General features: G+C 48.0%; 16 protein-coding genes. 8 read left to right on the top strand and 8 right to left on the bottom strand.

Annotation, left to right across the window (positions count from 1 at the left end; all coding sequences use genetic code 11):
- Nucleotides 1–32: 32 nt before the first annotated feature.
- The 4 genes from ACJJI3_RS02030 to ACJJI3_RS02015 form a co-directional block, all read right to left on the bottom strand.
- Nucleotides 33–3,167, bottom strand: coding sequence for a tetratricopeptide repeat protein (locus tag ACJJI3_RS02030; protein WP_444941327.1), 3,135 nt, complete (start codon nucleotides 3,165–3,167; stop codon nucleotides 33–35).
- Nucleotides 3,164–5,194: a tetratricopeptide repeat protein gene (locus ACJJI3_RS02025; protein ID WP_444941326.1), complete on the bottom strand. Its 2,031-nt coding sequence runs from the start codon at nucleotides 5,192–5,194 to the stop codon at nucleotides 3,164–3,166. The genes ACJJI3_RS02030 and ACJJI3_RS02025 overlap by 4 nt, the downstream gene beginning before the upstream one ends.
- 2 nt (nucleotides 5,195–5,196) lie before the next feature.
- Nucleotides 5,197–5,706, bottom strand: a complete 510-nt coding sequence (locus ACJJI3_RS02020; RefSeq protein ID WP_282932151.1) for a hypothetical protein — start codon at nucleotides 5,704–5,706, stop codon at nucleotides 5,197–5,199.
- Nucleotides 5,707–5,950: 244 nt separating this feature from the next.
- Nucleotides 5,951–7,345: an MFS transporter gene (locus ACJJI3_RS02015; RefSeq protein ID WP_444941325.1), complete on the bottom strand. Its 1,395-nt coding sequence runs from the start codon at nucleotides 7,343–7,345 to the stop codon at nucleotides 5,951–5,953.
- A 279-nt stretch (nucleotides 7,346–7,624) separates the two neighbouring features.
- Here ACJJI3_RS02015 and ACJJI3_RS02010 point away from each other — a divergent pair, with 279 nt between their 5' ends.
- Together ACJJI3_RS02010 and ACJJI3_RS02005 are read left to right on the top strand one after the other, a co-directional pair.
- A complete protein-coding gene (locus ACJJI3_RS02010) occupies nucleotides 7,625–8,053 on the top strand; it encodes a DUF4174 domain-containing protein (RefSeq protein ID WP_444916751.1) in 429 nt (142 codons plus the stop codon).
- Nucleotides 8,054–8,270: 217 nt separating this feature from the next.
- Entirely contained in the window at nucleotides 8,271–8,918 is a 648-nt protein-coding gene (locus tag ACJJI3_RS02005) for an oxidoreductase (protein WP_444897822.1), read from the top strand.
- Between the two features lie 109 nt (nucleotides 8,919–9,027).
- Here the strand turns inward: ACJJI3_RS02005 and ACJJI3_RS02000 are convergent, their stop codons facing one another.
- A complete protein-coding gene (locus ACJJI3_RS02000; protein ID WP_444941324.1) occupies nucleotides 9,028–9,627 on the bottom strand; it encodes a CPBP family intramembrane glutamic endopeptidase in 600 nt (199 codons plus the stop codon).
- Nucleotides 9,628–10,009: 382 nt separating this feature from the next.
- On the opposite strand from ACJJI3_RS02000, the gene ACJJI3_RS01995 reads away from it, so the two are divergent.
- Entirely contained in the window at nucleotides 10,010–10,594 is a 585-nt protein-coding gene (locus tag ACJJI3_RS01995) for an exopolysaccharide biosynthesis protein (RefSeq protein ID WP_282932146.1), read from the top strand.
- Nucleotides 10,595–10,756: 162 nt separating this feature from the next.
- On the opposite strand, the gene ACJJI3_RS01990 is transcribed toward ACJJI3_RS01995, so the two are convergent.
- The 3 genes from ACJJI3_RS01990 to ACJJI3_RS01980 are packed head-to-tail and all read right to left on the bottom strand — an operon-like array spanning nucleotide 10,757 to nucleotide 13,228.
- Nucleotides 10,757–11,368, bottom strand: coding sequence for a CPBP family intramembrane glutamic endopeptidase (locus ACJJI3_RS01990; RefSeq protein WP_444941323.1), 612 nt, complete (start codon nucleotides 11,366–11,368; stop codon nucleotides 10,757–10,759).
- A gap of 19 nt (nucleotides 11,369–11,387) precedes the next feature.
- Nucleotides 11,388–11,915 carry a GDYXXLXY domain-containing protein gene (locus ACJJI3_RS01985; RefSeq protein WP_444941322.1) on the bottom strand — a complete coding sequence of 176 codons (528 nt, stop codon included), beginning with the start codon at nucleotides 11,913–11,915 and terminating at the stop codon, nucleotides 11,388–11,390.
- Complete coding sequence (locus tag ACJJI3_RS01980; RefSeq protein ID WP_444941321.1) at nucleotides 11,912–13,228, bottom strand: DUF2157 domain-containing protein; 1,317 nt, start codon at nucleotides 13,226–13,228, stop codon at nucleotides 11,912–11,914. Before ACJJI3_RS01980 ends, ACJJI3_RS01985 begins: the two co-directional genes overlap by 4 nt.
- Before the next feature lie 243 nt (nucleotides 13,229–13,471).
- Here ACJJI3_RS01980 and ahpC (ACJJI3_RS01975) point away from each other — a divergent pair, with 243 nt between their 5' ends.
- The 5 genes from ahpC (ACJJI3_RS01975) (at nucleotide 13,472) to ACJJI3_RS01955 (ending at nucleotide 19,296) form a co-directional block, all read left to right on the top strand.
- The gene (gene ahpC / locus ACJJI3_RS01975) at nucleotides 13,472–14,038 is read left to right on the top strand and encodes an alkyl hydroperoxide reductase subunit C (protein ID WP_444941320.1); all 567 of its coding nucleotides are present in this window, start codon (nucleotides 13,472–13,474) and stop codon (nucleotides 14,036–14,038) included.
- A gap of 331 nt (nucleotides 14,039–14,369) precedes the next feature.
- A complete protein-coding gene (ahpC, locus tag ACJJI3_RS01970; RefSeq protein WP_444884410.1) occupies nucleotides 14,370–14,936 on the top strand; it encodes an alkyl hydroperoxide reductase subunit C in 567 nt (188 codons plus the stop codon).
- Nucleotides 14,937–15,012: 76 nt separating this feature from the next.
- Nucleotides 15,013–16,563: an alkyl hydroperoxide reductase subunit F gene (gene ahpF / locus ACJJI3_RS01965; RefSeq protein ID WP_444933702.1), complete on the top strand. Its 1,551-nt coding sequence runs from the start codon at nucleotides 15,013–15,015 to the stop codon at nucleotides 16,561–16,563.
- 301 nt (nucleotides 16,564–16,864) lie between these two features.
- Nucleotides 16,865–17,842: a right-handed parallel beta-helix repeat-containing protein gene (locus tag ACJJI3_RS01960; protein ID WP_444936217.1), complete on the top strand. Its 978-nt coding sequence runs from the start codon at nucleotides 16,865–16,867 to the stop codon at nucleotides 17,840–17,842.
- Nucleotides 17,843–18,342: 500 nt separating this feature from the next.
- Nucleotides 18,343–19,296 (top strand): right-handed parallel beta-helix repeat-containing protein, encoded by a 954-nt coding sequence (locus tag ACJJI3_RS01955; protein ID WP_444941319.1) that lies wholly within the window; start codon nucleotides 18,343–18,345, stop codon nucleotides 19,294–19,296.
- Nucleotides 19,297–19,581 lie beyond the last annotated feature (285 nt).

Below are 19,581 nucleotides of genomic sequence, written 5' to 3'. Positions count from 1 at the left end.
AACTTTCCACTCCAAAAGGCAAATGCCTGTTATTACTGACCCGAAACTGCTGATCCCGCTGAAGGCAATTCCGGCTCTGGCGGCAGGGGCACAATAGTCTGGAGATACTCACCAGCCTCTTCCGCCCGTGCATAGCGAGCGGGCATTAAATTGGCAAGCTTGCCAATACTTTTATCAATCCAGGGGTTATAAATACCGACGCCTAGCAACTCGACATTCTTCTGGTGAACAGAAATGGCTTTTTCCTCGAAGGGATAAATCTGCTCCTCCAATGCCAACTCATACTCTTCCAGCTCCAGGGCATTCAGGTTGGTTGGACGTTCAGAGTCCTTCAGGGCCACGCTAAAGTGGAGATAAATTTCAGCCAGGTAAAAGGTTGCCGCAGCGGTTACATCGGCCACCTGATAATCAATCAGGTCAGTAAATGCACGGGTGGCTGCTTTCATACGCTTGCGCTTGAGGTTGAGGCTTTTCTCGATAGGCGCAACCAAATCCACCTGGGTGAAAGCCTCAAAACTGGGTTCAGCCAATAGCAGGGCCGCATTACCTGCGAGATAACGGGTGCGGTCGCTGCGCTGGGAACCACCGCGGGACTCAACTTTCACCAGTTCACGAAGCTCTGCCATATAAAGCTTTTGACTCCCGGACACTTTGTAGATATCGGCAATTTTCTGGCGGGTCTCCAGCGCCGGCTCCATGGGTTCGGGGAAATAATCGACGTAGCGACGCAAAACAGACAGCGCTTTAGCGCTATCTTCTGCCGCTGCATAAAGATCTGCCGCCTGGGTTAAGGCCTCACGGCGTATTTCATCGTCCTCGGATTCCCGCTCAATACGCTCAAATTCCGCAGCTGCCAACAACAGCTCACCGCTCTCCTGGTAAACCACTGCCAACTTCTTAGTGACATCTTTTGCCAGCTCATGCTCCGGGAAGTGACTGCGGAAGTTATTTAATACCGTTGCCGCTTGTACCCAATCCTTAAGCACAATCAATGATGCGGCAGCATCGTACTCCGCCGTAGCCAAAATGGTCGCACCGGGTGCAGCGCCTCGAATACGCAGGAAATGGCTCGCTGCGGCTGCATGATCCTCCTGTTTACGGGCCATATCACCCTGCTGGTAGATAGAAGCCGCCAGGTTATCTACCAGACCCGCCCTATCCTTTGCATCCTGGGCAGTCAGCATCAAAGTTTCACCGTAAGCGATTTCTGCATCCGCAAAGGCCGCAGTATCGAAAGAAGCGTGAGCTACCAGCAGCCAGGCAGAACGTCTAATCTCCTGCTCCGCAGCGGGGAACTGCTCCAACAGTGAACGACCATTGGCGATGGTCGGGGCATAGTCTTTTAACCCGTAGAGATCCTCCACCGCTCCGAGCATGATCTGAGGGGCTTTGGCATGCTCAGGGAATGTGGCTGCAAATGTCAGCGATGAACGGATAATTTCCCGCAATAGTGGTGCACGCTGCTCATCCGTTGCATCTTTTAAGTTATTGGCCAGATGTTCGCGATAAGCGTAAACCGCTGCGTAGCCTGCTTCGCTGGAATCCTTATGCGCAGGATATTCATAGGCCGTGCGCTCATACTCCAGAGCTGCACCATGGAAATCCCGGTTTTCCAACATCAATCCGGCAAGCTGATAATTGATTTCCGGTGCGCGCTCAGTTTCCCGGAAGGAATCGAGATAACTGCGATACCAGTGAATCGCCTCGCGATAATTCTCAGCCTTCTTATCTTTTAACTTCTTATTCTGGTAAGCCGCATGGTAGTGCCCCGCGAGGTCGATCAGGTTGGTCTGCAGGAAGGCAACCACCTCTCCGTATTCATTAATATCGAAGACAGTCCAGTAATCGGCATTAAGTGCATAAGTAGTGGCGAAATCCTTCTTCGCTTCCAGCACCAGTTTGGGGAAGCCGCCTTTACTGTAGATTTCAATAACACGAATTGAGAAATCCGCAGATACTCTGTGCAACTGGTTTCGATCAACAAACGCAATATAGGATTTTGCCGCATCCTGGTAGCGACGCTTCTCCAAATAATATTCACCCAGCTGGCTGTATACCCGGAATTCGTAATCTCTATTGCCCTTGCGGGTGAAGTAATCGACAACCGAATCAGGGCCTTCCAGGTAAGAAAAGCTCAAGCTGACCACACGGAAAGTATCGTCAATATGCTTGCGCTCGCCCTTATTGTTTTGCTGGTCGAAGTCATAGCCCTGGGAGACTTTGTAATCCAGCATAGCGATATAGTCATCCAGGGCCATTTCATACATATCCTGCTTAAACAGCGCCCAACCGCGTTTATACAGGGCAAGCTCGTAGAAACTGGATATCACACCAATATCGATAACTTTTCCGTAGGACTCTTCCGCATCGAGAAACTTCTTGCGGGTAAAATAGTATTCGCCCAACCGGAACCAGGATTCATCGATATGTCGCGAGTCCGGATAGTTGGCCACCAGCTGGCGCAATACATCCACCGCTGCATCAATCTCTCCCGCCTCTTCATAAGCCCGGGATAACTGATACATCACCTGGTCGTTGCGGTGATACAGGGGGTACTTTTGCAGCAATTTAATATAGAGATCGATGGCCTCGCGGGCATTGGCTGACATCATCTCTTCAGAATCAACGCCCGGCGCTTCAAGCGGGGTTTCATCTGCAGCTATTTCTATGCTGCCACTAGCCCGGGTTTCAAACTCCTCATCAGACTCGACAACTCCAGGGGCCTGCGCCTCAGTCACTACCGACTCTACCTTCGCCACCGGCGCTGACGTCTCTGGAGCATCCAGGGTATTTTCAGCCATAGCTTCTGACGCATCGACAGAGATCACCGCCCCGCTTCCAGCAGCTACTCCAGCAAGGTTATCGAATTCTGCATCTTCAGCGCGGTGTGCCTGCTTGATTTTCAGGTCGGCAATCCTGCGCATCGCCTCGGGGGTCAGCTTGGATTCAGGGGTTTCCTGCAAGTACTTCTGGTAGCTGGCCAGTGCCTTCTCCAGACTCCCATCAATATGCTCTTCCTTGATTTCTACTTCGACATTTTGAAGACTGCCGATGGTCTTGCCGCTGTTTCCCGCACAACCCCCTAGCACTATAAGTGCAGAGAGAAGACCGGCGGCGCGATTGAGAGATTTACCAGCTCGAGATTTAGATTTGAGCAACTTACTCACGAATCACCTCCCTCTGCTGATTCTTCTTCCTCCACCGGCTCCATCTCCGCTGGATTGTCCTCAGGGATTTGCTCTTCCAACAGTGCTTTGTGCTGCTCTACCTTGAATTCATCTTCACGCTGCTCCTGCAGCTCATTAGCACGGTCATAGCTGTCTGCCAGGGCGAAGCGGGCTTTAATTTGATAACTTTCCAACTGTGCGCGACGGCGTTCCAACTCAGCAATTGCCAATGCTTCAAGCATGGTGCCCTGGCGCGCCATCAGGGTTTTCAGTCGCCGCTGGGTTTGCTGGATACGCGCGCGCAAACGAGTAATATCGCGGTCGTAACCGGTATAGCTGTGAGTTGCCGCCTGGCGACTGCGCACAAAGGAATCGTAAACAGACTGGAGACTTTCGATCTCCTGGTTTAATTCCGCCAGGTGTTTGTAGGCCTCGGTCAAACGCTGGTCGTACTCAAAGGAAAGACGCAGGTCCAATACACCTTTGAGCCGCTGTACCCGCTTCAAAGTAGTTTCAGTAAAGCCCTGGGGATGCTCAGCAATTTTTCCGCTAAGTTCCAGGAGCTTCAATCGCGCTTCCTGCTCTTCGGCCGTTGCCAGGTATTCTGGGCGGCGGGAGATCAGCATCTGCTCTATACGACTGGCAAACTGATCGCGCTGCTCCATCCGCAGTTTGATACGGGCGTCGAGTTCCCGGAATTGCCTGTCCAGCTCCGGCAACAGGGGCTCGTAATAGTTGCGGCGAATACGAATAATATCTTCGTAGGCTGTCAGGCTTTTTAGCCACTCTTCATTGCGCTCATATAAATCGTTGAGATCGCGATAGTTGCGTAAAAATTCCTGATAGTCATTGGACGCCATCAGGTCGAGTAAGTAATGGGTCTCGGGGGCTTCCGGTAAATTGCGCAAGGCCACTACCCAGTTCTGTACCTGGGTAGCCTCTTTACGACGCAACGCCTCAAGGAACTTACCTTTGCGAATACTATGAATGGACTGAGTGAGGGTATCAATCTCGCGCCCGAACGCGTCTAATGCGCGGCCGTAATTAATTGCAGCGGTACTGTGGACATCCAATTTGCCGTAGGCATAGGGCACCGCCAACATGACCTCTTGCACTGGCTCACTGGTGCCTTTGCGGTCTTGCAACAGTTTCCAGGGCACCAGTGCCCGGTCATAGCGACCCGCGCGGGCCTCTACCCAGCCAGCACCCAGCAGCGCCCTATTTGAAAAAGGGCCATCGAGGTTTACACGATCAAAATAGGGGCGCGCCATATCCAGCTTGCCCAGCTCCATTAAATGGGAGCCCAATAAGAGGTTGGTTTTATCGTAAAGGGCCTGCAGCGCAGCCTCCGAACTGCGCTTTCTTCCAAGCGCAGTCAACTCCAGAACACCGCGTTCCTCTTCTCCCGCCTTCAGTTGTGCAATACCCAAATTGAAGGAAACAAAGCCCTCTAATGACTCTTCACCCTTCAGGTCTTGCAGCAGTTCTACGGCCTCCTCAAATCGACCGAGCTGCATATAGACTCGAGCACGCAAAAACTGCTCATCTGCACGGACCCTCTCGGGAACCCGCCCATCAATCATTTCCAGGGCATGTAAGGCGTTGCGCGGCTGTTGTTTGTGATAGTGAATTTTTGCCAGTCGATACGCAGCTTCATTGCGCACCGGCTGGGAAACATTTCCCTGCAGTACAGCCTCAATAGCCCGCCCAGCCTCCCTGTGCATTCGATAGGACAATTCCAAGTCACCCACCGAAAACTCAGCTTGCCCCAAGTGCGCACTGAAAGGATCGAGTTCAGGCTGATCTAAGCGGTGATACTGAGCAAGTTCTGTGTCCAGTGCCACAATCGCATCAAAATAACTTTCCTGATGGGCATGAAACATTGCCGCACCGAAAAACAGGTCTTTAAGTTCTTCCTGCGGTTCAGTCGCCGCTGCAGCGGGGAGAGCAGTCAAAGAACAAAGGGATAGAGCACCAAGCATCATCCTGGTTTGACAGGACAACACATTTACCAGGGACCTGAGCATGATTACCAGTCCTTGAAGTTTATCGTGGACTCGGTTCCCAGAACCTTAATCTCGACAAATTTAGGACCCACTGCTTTCTCCACGGTGTAGGAAGCTGTAGCCCGATACTCTTTTCCTGATGGGGTTTTACCGAGAAAACTAACCTCTAATGGATGCCCACCCACTTGCACATTGCCAGTGTATATTTTTTGTACCCCACCTTTTTGCAGGGACTCAATTTCCCGGTAAGTATAGAGATGATGGGCAACTAATTTGCCATTCAATGTGACCTCAACCGACTCCAGCTCGAAGGGCTTTTCATCAGCCACTGAGACAAAAAGAGCTACCTGCGTATTAGAGGGAAATAAGAGCTTTTCCTCCAGCTGTGACAACTCAGCAGTGAGATCAATTACATCTTTCTTAACATCCTGGATCTGCTCATCCAGGCCACGGATATCATCTCTATCAATAGTCTGAGCATGCCCAGTACTGGCCAACAGAAAGAAAAGTACAATCTGAAGAATTCTGAACATGTGGCCTACCTCCGACCCAACCCTAAACTATCAATTCCTGCCAGAGAACCTGGAACAGGACCACAATAAACCCAGGCACAACAGGGCCTTGAGCTGCGGCATTGTATTGAATAGAGGGCTAATCAGATGTGAGGAAATTCAAATCTCACAAAAACTCAAAGAATGGATAAATTTTGAAAAAAGCACTTCAATTAGATAAAAGAGATCTATGACACAAAAGAAGTGAGACGTACTTCACTTGCAATCAAGAAAGCTCTCCGCTTTGGCTCTCTGGCCTACCGATCACAAAGAACATGCAAACAATCAAACCAACCAAGGCTAGGTAAGCATTTACTGTAAAAGCTCTATCTATTCCCGTAGGTATATCTGGAGCGAAGGCGATGATTGTAGCATTCATACCCAAACCAACCGCACCCCCACCAATTTTAAACATATAGAGGATTGCGCCTGCCAAGCTGGCACGGTGAGGTTCCACCACCGTAATACCCGCAGTCGTACTGGATGGATTGAACAGCCCAATACCCACTCCCAACACGACCAAGCCCGGACACATATCCAAAAAACCCGTGTCCGAAGTCAGGTTCGAGAGCATGAACATTCCAACACTCATCCCCAAAATACCTAATGAGACGAGTAATTTTGGTCCAGCTACTTCATAGAAGCGGCCGGAGATAATAGCAACCAGCCCCGATATAACCATTAAAGGAACCAAAGATAAACCGGCCTGAAATGCTGAGTAACCACGAAAATTCGCCAAAAACTGGGGGACATAGAGAATTGCCGATAGGAATACTACGGAGATTAGAAGTGTTGTAACACCTACCGCTAGGAACTTCCGGTTCTTTGCAATATCAGGGGGAATCAGGGCATCTTTACCAACTCGATACTCCACGATGGTAAATAGGCAGAGCAACACCAGGAACACAACAATCAGGCTGATAACCACAGGATGCTTGAAACCAATTTCCGCAGAGACATCCAGTGCAAAAAGCAAACAAAATAGCGAGGTGCATAGTAGTAGCACACCGAAGAAGTCTATTTTTTCCTCGGTGTCACGAGGTTTATCCGGGGGCACTGCCCACCAGCAAGCCAGCATTGTTGCCAGGGTGAGGAGAATATTAACGAAGAAAATCCATCGCCAACTGAAAAAATCTGCGAGCACCCCACCCAAAACTGGTCCAGCTGCATTCGCTAACCCACAGGTGGCCATCAGGATACCACCCGCCAACCCTGACCTTTCATAGGTCAACAAGTTAAAAGTCATTGCCAAAGTGGACGGCCACATCAATGCCGCACCCACTCCCATCAATGCGCGGGATATCAATAACATCCACATATCCATTGCCAGGCCACCCAGCACGGCAAAGAAAACGAATATTCCCGCTCCAATCATAAATACTCTGCGGCGGCCATAGATATCCGCCAAGCGGCCACCGGTTATGATGAAAACACCAAAAACCAAGGCGTAGCCGTTAATGATCCACTGGGAGCTAGTTATGTCTGCATTGAATTCTCTTTCGATGGCAGGTAGTGCGGGGGCAAAAGCGGTATAGTCATTACTAATAAGGAAGGCCGCGAGAACTAATGCAGCCAACCCCAAGTACTGATCTCGTGTAATTTTGCCGCTCTGTTTAGCCATACTGCGTAATTCACTCGACACCCGAGCCGCTCAGGTAATCCTTCAGAACCTAATTAGCTTGCGATATATTTTTAATACTCCCGCCTAGAGCCTAGACCACTCGCTAATTTACACGCCTTTTGACTAGTCAGTTTTCACTGTCGATACCGATCATCATCTGCCTTGTAACTGGCAGCTCATATCTTATGCTTAAAGGGCATCCAAGCGCCGGAAAATTGAATTAGTGATTGGATAGCCTACTGAGCCCCCTAAGATCACGCTAATAGATGAGATTAGTAAATGCATAAGTTCATTGTGCTTGTCTTGGTTCTGTTGACTTCTTCTACATTCGCCCAGGGATCTACGGTGAACGACCTAAAAGATTTCCAGTGGAAAAACCGCATTCTATTACTGAATATCCCGGAAGATCCCAATAGCACAATCAATGAATTACTCAAGTTAGCGCCGCAGTTTGCAGAGAGAAACTTAATATGGTTCCTGTTCTCTAACGGCACCCTTGAGACTAACTTCCCCGGTAAAGTCACAGACAATTTTGCTAAAAATGTACGGGAAAAATATCTGCAAGGACCAGCAATGCAAGTACTTCTTATAGGAAAGGATGGGGAAGTAAAGTATAAAGCCAATAAATTCTCAGCCGTCGAAGTTTTCCAACGTATCGACAGCATGCCCATGCGACGCAATGAGATGCAGCAAGGATCTGCACAGTGAACAATTATTGAACATCCACAATCTGATAGAGAATTTTTGTATCCCCCAGTATTACTGAGGAATCCCAGAGTTAGATTTCCCTCAATTAATTACGCTTCGGCCTTCTTTGCTCACCAGACACCCTTTCCAGCTGGCAACTTTTAACAAACATAGACATCTTTGCGCTAAAGTACGCTATTAGCCTTGCGAACTTATAATCAATGGAAATCGACCTCCAATGACCAAAAGAGCCATTATCCTCGGAGCTACGGGCCTTATCGGTGGCCATCTCACAGAGCAACTGGCTGGTGAAGAAGTCTTTGATGAAGTACTTACCCTCACTCGACGCCCCAAAGCCACTGCAAGTCAAAAAATACACAATCATATTGTCGATTTTGATCGATTGGAGGAGGCTGCCCCTCTTTTTCAGGGAAATACTCTATTTTCCTGCCTGGGAACCACTCGCAAGCAAGCCGGCAGCCTAGCCGCCCAGTATAAGGTTGACGTTGAATATCAATACAAAGCGGCCCAATTGGCAGCGGAGGCAGGGGTCAGCCATTACGTACTGGTTTCATCCAGCGGGGCCAATGCCAATAGCGCCAGTGCTTACTTACGTATGAAGGGTGAGCTGGAAGAGAAAATCAAGAAACTTCCATTTAAGCGCATCAGTATTCTGCAACCCTCCCTACTTCTCGGAGATCGTGCAAATGCCCGCCCCGGTGAGAAAATCGGAGGCATCCTCCTACCAGTAATTTGTATGCTGCCGGGGCTGAGACGTTATAGGCCCATTGAGGGGCGTGAAGTAGCCAAAAAAATGGTTTATTTAAGTCGACAAGAACGAACAGGGGTTGAGACCCTGCGTTTGGATGAGCTATTCAATACTTAAGGAGCCTCTGAATAATTCCGTAATGTCTCGGCGAATCTGGGAGGCTCCTTAAACCCCAAAGGTTAAATTCGGGAGCTTAAAACAAGTAAAACGCTCCCGAATATTGCGGTTATTCTTTTATTTTAATCCCTAGCCAATGCGGATATTGAGTCAAAATAATAAGGACAATTGCATCGTAGACTGCGTGCCAGATTATTACTCCCAATAAACTTCCGGACACTTGGTAAACCACACCTAAAACCACACCAATTCCCAAAGTCAGAAAGAAATTGGTCCACGATGAGAAATGAAGTAGCGCAAATGCAATTGCGGAAATTAGTAACCCCAACAATGGCGAGCTAAGTTCTGACAACCAGGACTGCAAAAACCCCCGAAACAAAAGCTCTTCACAAATTCCGACTACAACAGAAACCAACAGCAGTTGAAAGAAAGACAATCGTGAAAATAGTGGAATCAGGGCGATCGATTGACGCCGCATTGACATGCCGAGGGTCGTTTCTGAGCGAGTTAACGACAACATCACACCATAGGTAGCCATCGCTCCAATGATGCCAATTATTACTTGTAACCCTACGCTATCACCAATGATCACTACCTTGGGTGAAGCCAGATAAAAGCCCAGAAAGGCCAGCAACAAGCAAACAACCTGAGTGCCAATTAATAAAAGAAAAACTGGTGGATTCCCTTTTGTTTGGTCAACAGCTTCCATTTGTGACCGTCCTTTTTATTAGTAGTTTATCGAGGTAGTCGAGTGGCTCAGTACCTAAATAGACTGCCTTAGGATTCCGTATCAACTAGAAACCACATCGAAATTCAATCAGCCGAAATAAGCACACCCACCATCGGCAATAATCTAACAGAAAATGATGACAGGCATAATCCTCCGCCAACAACCTATCTCTATCCGTTTATTTTGACGCCAGACAGCTTATCCCCTTTGAAAAACTGCCTGACTTTAGCCGAAAAGCCAGTCACAGTGCTATGCTCGACAATATCTCTGGAACCGGATAGCTCGTAGAGACTACCCGGTTTCCAGCCCTCTTATCAGTAGATTGTCTTGCAAAGAAACTACACAGCAACTAATTCCAACCATGACACAAGAAATCATAGGACTGGGCCAGCTGCTGAAGGATATTGAGGAGAAAAGTCAGGGGCAGGAGAAAATCTCCATCCAGCATGTTATTGAGGCTGTGGGGCTTCGATCCTTTGCCCCATTCCTTATCCTTATCGGGTTGATCCTGTTTTCCCCTCTAAGCGGTATTCCCGGAATGTCTACCGCGATGGGCGTATTGCTACTACTGTTTGCCCTACAACTGCTGATGAAGCGCAACTATATCTGGCTTCCTCAGTGGTTAATCAACCGCTCCATATCCAGCGAGAAGCTGATGGATGCCCTGCACTGGATGGAAAAGCCCGCCCGGTTTGCCGACCGCTGGATTCAGCCACGGATGGATTTTATCGTGCGCCGATATGGCACCTACGCTATTGCTGGAACCTGCATTTTTATTGCATTGACCCTGCCAATAATGGAAGTAATCCCCTTCTCTGCCTCAACTGCTGGTCTCGCTCTCACCATTTTTGGGCTATCGCTGGCAGCTCGAGACGGACTCTTAGCGCTTATTGCTTTTATCCTAACGGCCTCCCTAGTACTAGTGGTGATCGTTGCCGTGATCTAGGGAGCCTCTGAATAACTCCGTGATACCTCTGGCTTGCAGAGCGGTTCACAATCAAGGCGCGGCTTCGCAGGAATGTCTAGACCTTTCAAGAAGTCGCAACGCCTAGGGGCCCGCGAGTAACTCCATAATATCTCTGCGGGTCTCCAGACCAAAGCTGGCTACTTACCCTCGCTTTAAGACTTGATTTTTTAATCCGAGCAAATGGGGAAAGTGCACTATGGCGAAAATTGCCAAAAGGTCGTATACCGCATGCCAAACAATCGCTCCCACCAAGCCCCCGGACATTTGGTAGAAAATGCCTAAAATGAGCCCAATCATAAAGGTAAGGAAGAAGTACACCCAGGAAACACAGTGCAGTAATGCGAATATCAGTGATGCACCCAATAAACCGAGGAATGGCGTACTGAGCTGGGAAAGCCAAGACTGTAGAAAACCACGAAACAACAGCTCCTCACAAACACCTGCAGCTAAAGCAACCCATACCATCTGTGATGGGGACAACTTGGAAAACAGAGGGGTCAATTGAGTACAGTGGAGCCGCAGCATTTTCCCAAATAGCGTCTCAGAACGAGCTAATGTCAGTACTACCGCAAATGTGACAATAGCGCCTAACAATCCCAACATCAGTTGCAGCCAAACCGTATCACCAATAAATGAAACTTCCATTGGCACAAGGTAGAGACCCAGAGCCGCAAGCAATAGACAGCCCAGTTGAATATCCATTAAAAAAAAGAAAACCGGCAGGCTGCGCCGTGCCGGACCAATCGCTTCCATTCCTGATTTTTCCCTTTGCCTATTGATTTCCTGAGCCTCTGACAACCTTCAAGCTCGCTCGCCCATCCGCAGAAATCATCAATTCGGCCACGCCACCATCCCGCAGTTGTTTTTCCAGATCCAGGGCTTTTTCCTTCGGAGCAAAGTAGGCTTCAATACCGTAGCGAATCCGGTAGCTATCTGATGAATTCCAAAAATCCTGGCCTGCTACCCGCCCTCGAATAAAGACTCCGCCCTGTGGTTGTTCAAGGCTGACAGAGGCGCGTTCATACAATCCGGATGGCCCTTTTTCTAAGCCTACATAAACCACCTCTCCCTGACGCAGCCGTCCCTGCCCTTTAAACAAGGCTTTATCTAAAGTGGAAAAGGGGTAATTTAATTGGGCATAGTTACCGCGAAACAATGAGCGCGGGTCTACAGGAACAGTTTTCACTGAAACAGGCTGGCCCGTCCACAGCGGCATTTGAGCCTTAATATACATTCCTAACAGTATAAAAAGCTGCACGCCAATGGCGGCAACCAGGCCAATCACAACTCTACGTTTCATCGCAAACTTCCCCCCGCCTGGTGATATTTCCAATACTTGGCTGCTGCCAGCAATAAAACTGCGAAGAGAATAAACAGGAGAGCAGCTCCTATATAGTCGCCAATCAAGTCAATATAGCGCAGCAGAGCCGTCAACAGGACCGCCAGAACTCCGAGGAAGAAGTAGTGCGAGATACCATCGTGAATACCCCTGAAGATCAACCAGATTCCACAGGCAATCAGGGCGAAGTTTGTGAAAATTTGTAACCAAACTGCGTAGTCACTGGAGCTGGCATTCGTTACGAACGCAAGTACTGCCGCAAAAACACCGCACAACCCCAGTCCGAATAGCAACCTCTGAGACAGCAGCGCCAACACTATCGACACAGCAGACATAGTCCCCACTACCGCCCACATAGAAGGTAGGTGACTCCAGGGGGCTTCTATAATCTCCTCCCAGGGATATTCAAAGCTAAAAATCAGTAAGCCAATTAAAGTAAACCGAAGGCACCAAATAGAGATTACTGCTGCGTAGTCCTTGGCTACCGCCGACGGGCGAGTTGCCAACCAATGGGCAAAGCAATACATCAGGATAAAGAGCGAGACTGCAACAGCAAGGTTCTCTGGATAAATATCCGCACTAAATTTCCCATCCTGCAAACGCCAAAATTCCGATAGGGAAAATTCCAGCCAAAAACCTAAGCCAAAGATAAAGGTCAGCAAGAGAATCACGCTCGCACGACCACTTAACAGAATATAGAGGGCCCCCAGCAAGAAAATTGGGAACAGGGCGGGGTAAAAGCCTAAACTCGACTCCAGGAAGAACCAAAGCAAAGCCAATAGCAAGGACTGCTCTGCAATCCACGGGCTGCGGGTAATTAAAGCAAATGGCAAACTACCCAGTGCCCACCAGAAAATACCATCTGGCATATGCTCGCCTAAATGGTATACCTGTGCGATCAAAATAATCGCCGCACCAAAAAACAGGTTGCCCAACAAGAACAAGCCCTCTCCGGCTTTTCTGTCTCCAGATAGGTAAACCTTAAACGCCACTCCCTGGGTCACCAAGGTCAAAGCGATCAGTCCCCCCATTCGCAGCGCTCTGGGGATTTCCTCCCAATTGGCCCCAATCAGTGTAATCACCGCCAGCCCGATAAAGAGATAGGCCAACCCAATCAAAATACGATATCCAAGTGTTCTTTCCTGCGCCCGGTGGTAATCCACTTCATAGCGGGCACAGATCTGCTCAGCCTGAGCTTCACTGATCACACCGTCTTCAACCCAATCTCCGGCCTCGCGGGCCAGGTCATGCTTAAGCAACCGAATCAATCGCATAGATGCGCCTTGTGAAAAATTACCCTTACCCTACGGATGGGTATTAATACTTTGGTCCCGAGTATCCCCGATGTAACCAGCGACCTCAAATTGGTACGGATTGCAGACTAAATTATCGCCAGGATGCCTAGATAGCAGAAAACTATCTCAGATATTTAAATTGTTAATTTCTATTATTGGTTGCCAGCCAATAGTATAAGCAGCATCAAAGTTAAGAGCCAGGCACCCAATAAGGAGCTAACCATGTCCCGCTATATCGAATCCGAACTCAAGCCGTTTAACGCCAAAGCCTACCAAAATGGCGAATTTCACGATGTAAGTGACTCTGACGTCAAAGGTGAATGGGCCGTATTCTTCTTTTACCCCGCCGACTTCACCTTTGTATGCCCCACTGAATTAGGCGATCTGGCAGACAACTATGAGGAGTTTAAGAAGCTGGGTGTAGAGATCTACTCAGTCTCCACAGACACTCACTTCACCCACAAGGCCTGGCACGATTCCTCTGACACAATCGGTAAGATCCAGTACCCGATGATCGGTGATCCTACCGGTACCATTACCCGTAACTTCGGTGTAATGATTGAGGAAGAAGGCATTGCCGACCGCGGTACTTTCGTAATCGACCCGGAAGGCCGTATTCAAATTGTGGAAATTACTGCTGGCGGTATCGGCCGCGATGCCAGTGAGCTGCTGCGCAAGATCAAAGCTGCTCAGTACATCGCTGCTCACCCCGGTGAAGTTTGTCCAGCAAAATGGAAGGAAGGAGAGGAAACCCTGGCCCCCTCTCTCGACCTGGTAGGCAAAATTTAAGACTTCCCAAGCCCTCACAGGATTGGAACTGGCCTTGCCCGCCCTTTTGGCGGGCATTGTCGTTTTTGCTACCTGGCCCCCCCCTTAATTCCCAACAGCTATCAGCAAAATAATCCATTGAGGGAGGCTTACGGCGGCACAGCTCAGTGTATCTACCACCCCCGCCTCTCAAGTCATCAATAAATAAAAAGCTATCGAAATTTAATCTGTAATTACCAAATACTATCAAACATATAGATATTGGTAATTTTTATTAAAGGCAATTAATCGATAGTATAAATCCCGTTCCCAGACAACGACCGACAAGACAGTGATGAATAAGGAGCTATCCATGTCACGTTACATCGAATCCCAGCTGAAACCCTTTAACGCCAAGGCTTATCAAAACGGCGACTTCTTCGATATCAGCGACGCCGACGTTAAAGGCAAGTGGGCCGTATTCTTCTTCTACCCCGCGGACTTCACCTTTGTCTGCCCCACTGAGCTGGGCGATCTCGCCGACAACTATGAAGAGTTCAAGAAGTTGGGCGTTGAGATCTACTCCGTATCTACCGATACCCACTTCACCCACAAAGCCTGGCACGACTCTTCCGACACCATCGGCAAAATCCAATACCCGATGATCGGCGACCCCACCGGCACCATCACCCGCAACTTCGGTGTGATGATCGAGGAAGAAGGCATCGCCGATCGCGGCACCTTTGTAATCGACCCGGAAGGCCGTATCCAAATTGTCGAGATCACTGCCGGCGGAATCGGCCGCGATGCCAGCGAGCTGTTGCGCAAGATCAAAGCTGCCCAGTACATCGCCGCTCATCCCGGTGAAGTCTGCCCGGCCAAGTGGAAAGAAGGCGAAGAGACCTTAGCCCCCTCCCTAGATCTGGTAGGAAAGATTTAACCCAAATACCTCTGACCCGGCCCATCAAAAGGTGGGCCACAACCAAGCCTTAAATTGTTAGAGAAAGGACACACCGATGTTGGACGCAAACCTGAAAAAACAACTGGACACTTACCTGCAGAATATCGTCAAACCGATCGAGATTCGTGTGTCCACAGATAACAGTGAAAAATCCAAAGAGCTGGAGGCGCTGGTAGATGAAATCTCCGGACTCTCCAACAAAATTACTGCACAGCAGAGTCAAGCCAAGCGCACGCCGAGTATGGCCATCGCCCCTGCCGGAGAGGAACCCCGGGTTAGCTTTGCCGGTATTCCCCTGGGACATGAATTTACCTCACTCGTACTGGCACTATTGCAAGCGGGGGGCCATCCCTCAAAAGCAGACCCGGAGCTACTGGAGCAGGTACGAAACCTGAAGGGTGAATTCCACTTTGAAACCTATATCTCCCTCTCTTGCCAAAACTGCCCGGATGTTGTCCAAGCGCTGAACCTGATGGCAACCCTCAACCCAAACATCACCCACGAAATGATCGACGGTGGCCTGTTCCAGGAGGAAGTTGAAAAGCGCAATGTTATGGCTGTACCTGCGGTTTACCTCAATGGTGAACACTTCGGCCAAGGCAGGATGTCCCTCGAAGAGATTGTTGGAAAACTGGATACTGGCGCAGCCGAGCGTAAAGCTGAAGAACTGAATGAAAAAGCACCCTACGATCTTTTAGTGGTAGGGGGTGGCCCAGCGGGCGCAGCGGCTGCTATTTATGCCGCTCGCAAAGGCATTCGCACTGGCATAGTGGCAGAACGCTTCGGCGGCCAGGTAATGGATACCGTAGGCATCGAGAACTTTATCTCTGTACCTTATACCGAGGGCCCCAAGCTCGCAGCCAGCCTTGAGCAACACGTAAAAGAGTATGGTGTTGATATCATTACCGATCAACGCGCAGCCAACTTGCGACGCAACGAAATGGTAGATATCAAACTACAAAGCGGTGCTACCCTATCCAGCCGCTCTGTAGTATTGGCTACCGGTGCCCGCTGGAGAGAACTGGGGGTACCTGGCGAAGCGGAGTACCGCACCAAGGGCGTAGCCTACTGCCCCCATTGCGACGGCCCCTTCTTTAAAGGTAAGCGCGTAGCTGTTATCGGTGGCGGCAACTCGGGCATCGAAGCAGCGATCGACCTCGCCGGAATCGTCGAGCACGTCACCGTACTGGAGTTCGCCGATAAACTGCGTGCAGACGAGGTGCTGGTACGCAAGGCTCAGTTAATGGATAACATTGATATTATCGTCAATGCGCAAACCACCGAAGTACTCGGCGACGGCAACAAAGTTAACGGCCTGGCCTATACCGATCGAGAGAGTGGTGAAAACAAGCAACTCGACCTGGCAGGCGTCTTCGTACAGATTGGCCTGGTACCCAATACGGAGTTCCTTAACGAAACCGATATAGAGATGAATCGCATGGGCGAAATCGTGATCGACGAGCGCGGCGCAACTTCAGTCCCCGGCGTTTACGCCGCCGGCGATGCGACCACTGTCCCCTACAAACAGATAGTGATCTCTATGGGTGCAGGTGCAACTGCTTCGCTGGGCGCATTTGACTACTTGATTAGGTCTTCGGTTGAATAACACCAAAGCGTTAAAAAGGGCCAGTCATTGACTGGCCCTTTTTTATATTCACTTTAAGCATGGACAATATAGGAGAACAGATTTCAAGCTAAGACCTGAGCCCACATAAAATATCATGCGCCATTTATAAACCTATATTTATAATGGACACTAAATCCGCACCTTTAATTTATATATATTATTAACAAACCAAAAACAAACTGATTAAACCCTATAAAATACCACTTGGCATCACCTATCAATTACTAATCGAAAGAAAACTTTAGAGTAAATAATAGACTCATTATCTTGGGAGCCCCCCATGAAGAAGCCAAGCCTAACGCTATTTTTAACCCTGCTACCAACCTTTGGATTACCTTTAGCCTCAAACAGTTTTGCTGTGAGCTGTGGTGACACGATTACTACCCAGGAATCCCTCACAGAAGACCTCTCCTGCGAAACCAATCCAGCCCTCACAATTGACGGCCCCGGTGGCGGGCTGAACTTAAATGGGTTTACTGTTACCTGTATAGAACCATTACATGAGGGCATCTATCTAACAGGGCTGGCTGCAAGCCTGTTTAACGGCGTAATAGACAATTGCAATGACTCAATAGCACTTACGGAAGATGGTGTTCATTTTGTCAGTGATATTGAGATTAACAATCTTGTAGGTGTGGGCGTACGTATTGAAAGTAACAGTAATTTTGTTACCGGCATCGTGATACCTTTTAATGGTACGCAATATGCAATAGGCATAGAAACAGCTAATCCCGCAAGCCTCAATCAGATCACTGGAAATTTTCTAGAGTTCCCGGGATTTTCAGGAATATATATAGAGGGGCGAAGCAATACAGTCACCGGAAATGAAATTCTTAACCCTGGTGATTTTGGCATAGCTCTTGATTCTGATGGAGGGAGCAACTTAATCCTACTTAACACTATAATCAGTGACAGTAAAGCGAGAATACTCAACACTCTCAATGGCGATGGAGATGTGGGAATATCTGTAAGTTCAGATTCAAATCTCATATCCCAAAACAGTATATCGAACAGCACCACTGGAATCAGAATCAATAACAGTGACAGCAATACAGTAAGCAGCAATGAAGCTGACAATAACATTGACTATGGCATAGTGATCGAGGGAACTAGCGCAGAATTCAATAACATTTTATCTAATACAGCCAATGACAATGGTATATTCGACCTTTACTCCCCTGATGATCCGAACTGCACATCTTCGAACAACTGGATTGGCAACATCTCTACAACCAACGATCCCAACTGTCTGGACTAAATATTCACTCGATTACATTCACACTCCCTAATGTACAAGCAATAGCTGAGTAGTATATCGCTGGCTGACAAATAGCATAAATAATCAGGGAGCCTCTGAATAGCTCCGTGATGCCTCTTGCCATGCAGAGCGGTCAACAATCAAGGCGTTGTTGCGTAGGGATGTCTAGACCTTTCAAGAAGTCGCAACGCGAAGTGTGAATCGCTTTGTATGTCAAGAGATAAAAACTTCAACCATCCTGCCTGTCTATACCTAAACAACCCCAACAATAAATAGCGCCCTAGAACAGACAAACATCCCACTTAAATGCGTAATAATAAATTCATTATTAGAAATAGCCCTTAAGCCCTCCTCTATCATTTAAATTAAGTATTATTAAAAATCATTAAAACAACTAAATATTACAGGGGGAACACTGATCTATCCTCACGAGATTCACCCGGACTAAAAAACTGCCTATCTAAGGTATCCGCAATAATTACTGACATGGTACAAACCCTATGAGAAAACTAACAATAGCCCTTTGTTACATCCTTTTAACAACCGCCGCAATATCAACCTCTCTTAATAGCTATGCCGTTACCTGCGGAGGCGTTATCACTACACAGGAAACACTAACTGAAGATTTAAATTGCACTACAAATTTTGCATTCCTAATTGAGGGCCCATTAGGCGGCCTTAATATGAATGGCTTTACCGTTACATGCCCACTCACAGCAAATAATGGCATACAACTTCGTGGCTTTTCTGCAAGCATAAGCTCTGGGACTGTTGAAAATTGTAATAATAGCATTACATTATTAGGGGATGGATCCCACCAGGTTATCGACATTGATATTGTTAACCCTACCTCAACTGCATTATTTGTTAGAAGCGATCACAACTTTATCTCCGGTGTTCAGATACAGTCGAACGTCCCAGACTCTAACTTTGGTATACGAATTGAAAACAATGATTTCAACCAGGTTTTCGGAAATACTGTTGATGGTATGGATAACGTTGGCGTGCAAATAGAGGGGTCTTCAAATAGTGTTTCTGGCAATATAATCACCAACACCTCTGACACTAATGGCTCTGGTGTTGGTATATCTATTGAACCTCCTGGCAGCTCCAACATAGTTACATCAAACATTATCGATCAGAGTGCAGGTGAAGGCATATTAACATTTGAATCAGATTCAAACCTTATATCTCAAAATGTAGTAACAAACAGTCTAACCGGCATCGCGATTGATAATGCAGATAGCAATACAGTCACTATAAATAGCGTTAGCGATAATACGGATTATGGAATATCTATTGAGGATGCAAATGCTAGTGGCAATAACATTTTATCTAACTCATCGCTAAACAATGGGATTTTTGACCTTTACTCCCCCGATGATCCAAGCTGCACCGCCAATACTTGGTTAGGTAATACTTTTGTTACCAGCGACCCTTCATGCCTGAATTGAGCGAAAAGATTACTCAATCGAAGGTTTAGTTTGAAGACGATAATAAAGCTCCATATCGTCTTCTTACATAATTACCAACGCAACTTTAGGATTTACATTGAATTGGAATGCTACGCCTTTATCAACAGCATCACTATTTATTTATCAGTTTTTTAACAAAAATAAGTAAAACCTCCCATTAAACTAATGTCCCACTAAATCAGCACTTACCTCTCATAGCGCCTATCTAGGCCATCTATCAAACTCATACTTGTATCAACCCCATTCACAAGGAGTACGTGCCAG

The organism is Microbulbifer maximicatervae (SeqCode) (assembly GCF_052466985.1).
This window is presented reverse-complemented; position numbering and strand designations above follow the sequence as displayed.

What these genes read in the sequence shown, in the direction of transcription:
- ACJJI3_RS01955 (WP_444941319.1), top strand. Translation starts at nt 18,343, where the DNA reads ATGAGAAAACTAACAATAGCCCTTTGTTACATCCTTTTAACAACCGCC.
- ACJJI3_RS01960 (WP_444936217.1), top strand. Translation starts at nt 16,865, where the DNA reads ATGAAGAAGCCAAGCCTAACGCTATTTTTAACCCTGCTACCAACCTTT.
- ACJJI3_RS02005 (WP_444897822.1), top strand. Translation starts at nt 8,271, where the DNA reads ATGACCAAAAGAGCCATTATCCTCGGAGCTACGGGCCTTATCGGTGGC.
- ACJJI3_RS02020 (WP_282932151.1), bottom strand. Translation starts at nt 5,706, where the DNA reads ATGTTCAGAATTCTTCAGATTGTACTTTTCTTTCTGTTGGCCAGTACT.
- ACJJI3_RS01990 (WP_444941323.1), bottom strand. Translation starts at nt 11,368, where the DNA reads ATGGAAGCGATTGGTCCGGCACGGCGCAGCCTGCCGGTTTTCTTTTTT.
- ACJJI3_RS02000 (WP_444941324.1), bottom strand. Translation starts at nt 9,627, where the DNA reads ATGGAAGCTGTTGACCAAACAAAAGGGAATCCACCAGTTTTTCTTTTA.
- ahpC (WP_444884410.1), top strand. Translation starts at nt 14,370, where the DNA reads ATGTCACGTTACATCGAATCCCAGCTGAAACCCTTTAACGCCAAGGCT.
- ACJJI3_RS01985 (WP_444941322.1), bottom strand. Translation starts at nt 11,915, where the DNA reads ATGAAACGTAGAGTTGTGATTGGCCTGGTTGCCGCCATTGGCGTGCAG.
- ACJJI3_RS02015 (WP_444941325.1), bottom strand. Translation starts at nt 7,345, where the DNA reads ATGGCTAAACAGAGCGGCAAAATTACACGAGATCAGTACTTGGGGTTG.
- ACJJI3_RS02010 (WP_444916751.1), top strand. Translation starts at nt 7,625, where the DNA reads ATGCATAAGTTCATTGTGCTTGTCTTGGTTCTGTTGACTTCTTCTACA.
- ahpC (WP_444941320.1), top strand. Translation starts at nt 13,472, where the DNA reads ATGTCCCGCTATATCGAATCCGAACTCAAGCCGTTTAACGCCAAAGCC.
- ACJJI3_RS01980 (WP_444941321.1), bottom strand. Translation starts at nt 13,228, where the DNA reads ATGCGATTGATTCGGTTGCTTAAGCATGACCTGGCCCGCGAGGCCGGA.
- ahpF (WP_444933702.1), top strand. Translation starts at nt 15,013, where the DNA reads ATGTTGGACGCAAACCTGAAAAAACAACTGGACACTTACCTGCAGAAT.
- ACJJI3_RS01995 (WP_282932146.1), top strand. Translation starts at nt 10,010, where the DNA reads ATGACACAAGAAATCATAGGACTGGGCCAGCTGCTGAAGGATATTGAG.
- ACJJI3_RS02025 (WP_444941326.1), bottom strand. Translation starts at nt 5,194, where the DNA reads ATGCTCAGGTCCCTGGTAAATGTGTTGTCCTGTCAAACCAGGATGATG.